Here is a 4,773-nt window from a genome sequence, read left to right on the forward strand (position 1 = left end):
GCCTCCTGCCTCTATAGCGATGGTATATTTTTTTATTTGGAAGTCCCTAAAAGCTATGCAAGCCGCTATATATTTAAATTTCTCGAAAATGGCAGAGTTACGGTAAAGGTAGTTCCTGCACCGATCGCACTTTCGACAAAAATTTCGCCGCCATGTAAATCTACAGCCTGCTTGACGATGGACATTCCCAATCCCATTCCTGGGATATTACCTGCATTACTAGCGCGATGGAAGGGTTCAAAGATGTAATTAATGTCAGAAGCGGGAATGCCAATACCAGAGTCTTGAGTCTGGAATATAGCTTGCTCGTTGGCAGTGGTAACAGAAAACTTAATTGTGCTACCGATGGGAGAGTATTTTAGACAATTCGAGAATAAATTAGTCAAGATTTGCCGCAGTAGTTTTGCGTCTAAATTAGCTCTTGTAGATTGGCACTCACTACTAAAAGCAATCGCATGTTGTGAGCGATCGCTCTGTTCTAATTCTTCTAATAAATTGCGGCAAAATTCCACCAAATTTAGGGGTGTTGGATTAAACTCTAGCTTGCCTGTTTCATCCTGACTCAGCACCAATACATCATTCAACAACTGGCTTATATGCATAACTGATGTTTGAATGCGACATAGGTGGGTTTGTTGTCGCTCGTCGCTCCATAGATGGCGATAATATTCTAGTAATTCCGCAGAAGAGTGGATAGTAGCCAAAGGGGTACGAAACTCATGGGAGGTGATGGTGAGCAAGCGGGATTTAAGTTCACTAAACTCCCTTTCTTTGGCAAGCGCTTGTCGCATCGCCTGTTCTGCCCATTGCAGCTTGGCTTGGGTTCGCTTGTTTTCGCTAATGTCCCGCAATAGCCACCGCAAACCGACTAATTTACCTTGTTGATTACGGACAGCAACCACCTTAACCGCAGCAATAATTGGCGTTTTGTTATGTGGTCGCAGGTTTACTTCCCACTCTTGCATTTTCCAGTCTGGGATTTCGGCATGATCGCGCAGATGAGTCAGTTTCAAATGAAAAGCAATTATTTCTTTCTCAATCACATAAATCCCCAGGAGTTTGCCCAACAAAAAACTTTTGGAAATATTGAGCAGAGTGGTGGCTGCTAAGTTAACTTCCTGAATTAACCCTTTTGCATCAGTTACAAAATAAGCGTCTGGTACTTCCTCAAATAGTTCCTGGTAGCGTTGACCTTGTGCTATCAAGGATTGTTGGGCATTGGATAATTCTTTATTCTGCTGCTGTAGGTCTTCATGAGCTATTTGCAGTTCTTCCAAAGCTAGGTGGACTTCTTTTAATAGTGCGGTAAGGAGTTGAATATCTTCCTGTGTATTTTGCTGTTCACTCTGGCGTTGCAAAAGGGCGACGCGCTTACGCATACTCTCTATCTGTAAGGCTAATTCGTCCAAATTCACGCTCTGACTCCTAATTTAGATATCTAAATTTGCGTTTTATTTTAGATTCCCTACTTAGCGTTAGCCGAGAAAGAGAAACGCCAAGGGCGTTAACGAGTCCGCGATAGCGCAGCGTTAGCGAGTATTCGAGCGTCGCGTCTTGATTCTGAATTCTTCTTCAATTGGAAGTGCCTTAATATTTTTGTCTGGCAATATTGCTTAATTTAGCTCTTAAATCTGCCCATTTGACCCCTTCTAAGCTCGGCAAAACAACATGAGCGGCTCCAACTCGTTCAGTTGGGCCGAGTCCTACTGCCCACATACCACCGGCTAGAGCCGCCTCAATGCCTGCTGCGGCATCTTCTACAACTACAGATTGCGCTGGTTCGAGTCCTAGCTGCTTGGCTGCGTACAGAAATAGGTCGGGTGCTGGCTTAGGCTGCTGTACACTATAACCGTCAGCGATCGCATCTACTTTATCGGCAATGCCCAATCGCTCGATCACTGTGCGGGCATTTTTGCTACCTGAACCAATACCAATTTTAATCTCAGCTTGCCGCAGTTCATCTAAGAAGGCGCTTGCACCTGGCAATAAATCCTTGGATGTCATGTTTTGAATCAATTCTACATAGTAGCGATTTTTACGCTCCATCATCTCTTCGATTTGTGCTTCTGAATACGGTCTATCTCCAATAATCAGCATCAGGGAAGCACGACGGGATACACCCCGCAGCGCTTCGTTCGCTTGTCGATTAAATGGTATACCTTCTTCATCTGCTAGCTTTTGCCAAGCTAAATAATGAAGTTCTGCTGTATCTGTTAGCACTCCATCTAGGTCGAAGACGAATCCTTGGATGTTGGGCATGGGGTTGGAGTTGGCGGATGGGGTATGGAGCATTGGGGGAGATGAGGGGGAATTTGAGGAGAGGAAAGTTGGAGATATTTTAGTTGACACTAAATTTGTTTATAGGGATCATTAATTTTGAATTTTGAATTCGGAGCGTTCGCGCAGCGTCTCGGAGCGAAGCGATGTGACTTGTCCTTTGCGTAGATCGAAGTCGTGCCATTTTCCTTGCCAGTGCAGTTTAAACTTCAGGCGTGTCCAGCCATCAGGCAGATGGGAGTTGGCTACGGGGCCATTTTCGGTTAGTTGAATGCCACCGAATCCAAAAATTACAGCTTGCCAAACGCCACCAGCAGTAGCAGCGTGAATTCCATCGCTGGTGTTACCTCGGTTATCTTCAAGATCCACCATTAACGCCTGCATAAACACTTCGTAAGCTTCTGTTGATTTGCCCAAATCGGAAGCTAAAATGGCGTGAACTGCTGGGCCAAGGGACGAACCATAAGTAATGTCTGTGCGGGGTGCGTAGTAGTCCCAGTTGGTCTGCAATGCTTTTTCGTTGTAGGGAAAATCTGCTGATTCCCGCATTAAATAAAGGAGCATCAATATATCTGGCTGCTTGATTACTTGACATTTATTGGTTTTCTCAATACTCAAGATGGCTTGCATGGAGCGATCGCGCCCTTGATAATCTGCTAAGTTGATATCTTCTAATTGGAAAAATCCCTCGAATTGCTCGATTAGCTCTGTTAATGGGTCATGGAGAAACAAGATTTTGGCGATAATATCTTGCCAGTGCGATCGCTCTTGTGGAGTGAGTTTTAGTTTCTGTTCTAGTTCAGTGGCTCGTTCGGGGAACTTGTGAGTCAACCAATCATAAACTGCGATCGCTTTCTCTAAATGCCATTGCGCCATCCGATTTGTAAAGGCGTTATTGTGGACGAATTCATGGTATTCATCCACTCCAATCACTCCCCGAATTTCATAACGTTGGCGCTCAGAATTGAATTCGACTCGGCTACCCCAGAAAATAGCGGCATCCAAAATAATCTCTGCGCCGCGCTGTTGCATCCATTGATCATCACCAGTGGCTTGCCAGTAGTTCCAAGCGGCGTAGGGAATATCTGCATTAATATGAATTTCCCGATCGCGGCACCAAATCCGCACATCTTCACCATAAAAATCACTATTGAGTCCCCAACGTGGTGTTACTTCATCTCCGGTATCAGCACTTTCCCAGGCAAACATTGCCCCTTTATAGTCGTAATGGGAAGCCTTGCGTCTAGCTCCCGGTAAGGTGTGCCAACGGTAACTGAGTAAGTTTCGGGCGATCGCTGGTTGGGTAAACAGAAAAAAGGGCAGCATAAAAATTTCTGTATCCCAAAAGATATGACCACGATAGCCAAAGCCAGAAAGAGTTTTAGCAGGAATGCTCACTTTGTCATCATGGCGTGACCCAGCAATCAGCAGTTGGAATAGATTGTAGCGAACAGCAAAAGCAGCTGTGCTATCCCCTTCAATGAGGATGTCACTTTGCTGCCACACCTCATCCCATGCCTGCTGATTGGCTTTTAGTAGTGTTGCGTAGTCTGGTAGGTGCGCGAGTTTTTCTGTAGCTGCTGAAACTGGTGTTTCAGTCTCCCGCGAGGTAAAAACTGTCACGATTTTTTCTACTGCTACGGTCTGTTGTGATTTAGCCAGGTAGGTCATGCTCAAGGTTGGATAACCAGGTGCGGTACTGACTTGCAAAGATGCTTTAGTGCCTGATACTTTCATTGTTGCGCCCATACCGATTTCAATTCGGGAGTGGCGGGTGCGGCGTTGTAACCAGATTCCTTGGTCAGTCTTGCCCTGGTCTAGTCCTTCCCAGTGATTAAAACCCTGATTTTCTGGATAGCCGTTGATACTTCCCTGAACTTCGATTAACCCATCAAAATCTACTGGTGTTAAATGGCAGCGTTGCGCCAACACATGCCGATCTGCAAAACTAGCAAAGCGTTCAAAGTTAATATCTATAGTATTTCCACTGGGAGAGCGCCAACGTAAGTAACGGTTCACAAGACCGTAGCGTAAATCAAGCTGGCGATGGTAGCGCAATATTTCACCTTGATCGAGACGGAAGCGATCGCCATTTATAATCACTACCAAAGGTAGCCAGTCAGGGCAATTTGCCAGTTCAGTGTATACCACCGGCACATCGTCGTAGACACCGTTGATGAAAGTAGCAGGCAATGCATGAGGATAACCTTCCTCAAAACTGCCTTTTGTTCCCAGGTATCCATTGCCGATTGTAAAGACGGTTTCTTTAGAGTGCAATTGCTCAGGGTCAAACTGGGTTTCGATTAAGATCCAGTCTGTGTAGATAAAATTGCGAGAACTACCTTTTGTTTGCATAAGTGGGGAGTAGGGAATGGGGAATGGGGAATGGGGAATGGGGAAATTTGGTGGATGAACGGAGTTCGGAGGTGGATTCATCCAGTTCTGAGGTGGATTAACGGAGTTCGGAGGTGGATAAACGAGTCTTTAAGCTAATGC

The 4,773-nt window shown here is 45.4% G+C and carries 2 protein-coding genes and 1 pseudogene; all 3 read right to left on the minus strand.

The annotated features are described in order from the left end of the window. Positions 1 to 65: 65 nt before the first annotated feature. Positions 66 to 1,415 (minus strand): ATP-binding protein, encoded by a 1,350-nt coding sequence (locus ACFE90_RS36400; RefSeq protein ID WP_375507106.1) that lies wholly within the window; start codon positions 1,413 to 1,415, stop codon positions 66 to 68. A 172-nt stretch (positions 1,416 to 1,587) separates the two neighbouring features. Then, a pseudogene (pgmB, locus tag ACFE90_RS36405) lies at positions 1,588 to 2,256 on the minus strand (beta-phosphoglucomutase); the annotation flags it as partial. A 114-nt stretch (positions 2,257 to 2,370) separates the two neighbouring features. Further along, positions 2,371 to 4,632, minus strand: coding sequence for a glycoside hydrolase family 65 protein (locus ACFE90_RS36410; protein WP_375507107.1), 2,262 nt, complete (start codon positions 4,630 to 4,632; stop codon positions 2,371 to 2,373). Positions 4,633 to 4,773 lie beyond the last annotated feature (141 nt).

It is taken from the genome of uncultured Nostoc sp., from assembly GCF_964245445.1.
Classification (GTDB): domain Bacteria; phylum Cyanobacteriota; class Cyanobacteriia; order Cyanobacteriales; family Nostocaceae; genus Nostoc.

What these genes read in the sequence shown, in the direction of transcription:
- ACFE90_RS36410 (WP_375507107.1), bottom strand. Translation starts at nt 4,632, where the DNA reads ATGCAAACAAAAGGTAGTTCTCGCAATTTTATCTACACAGACTGGATC.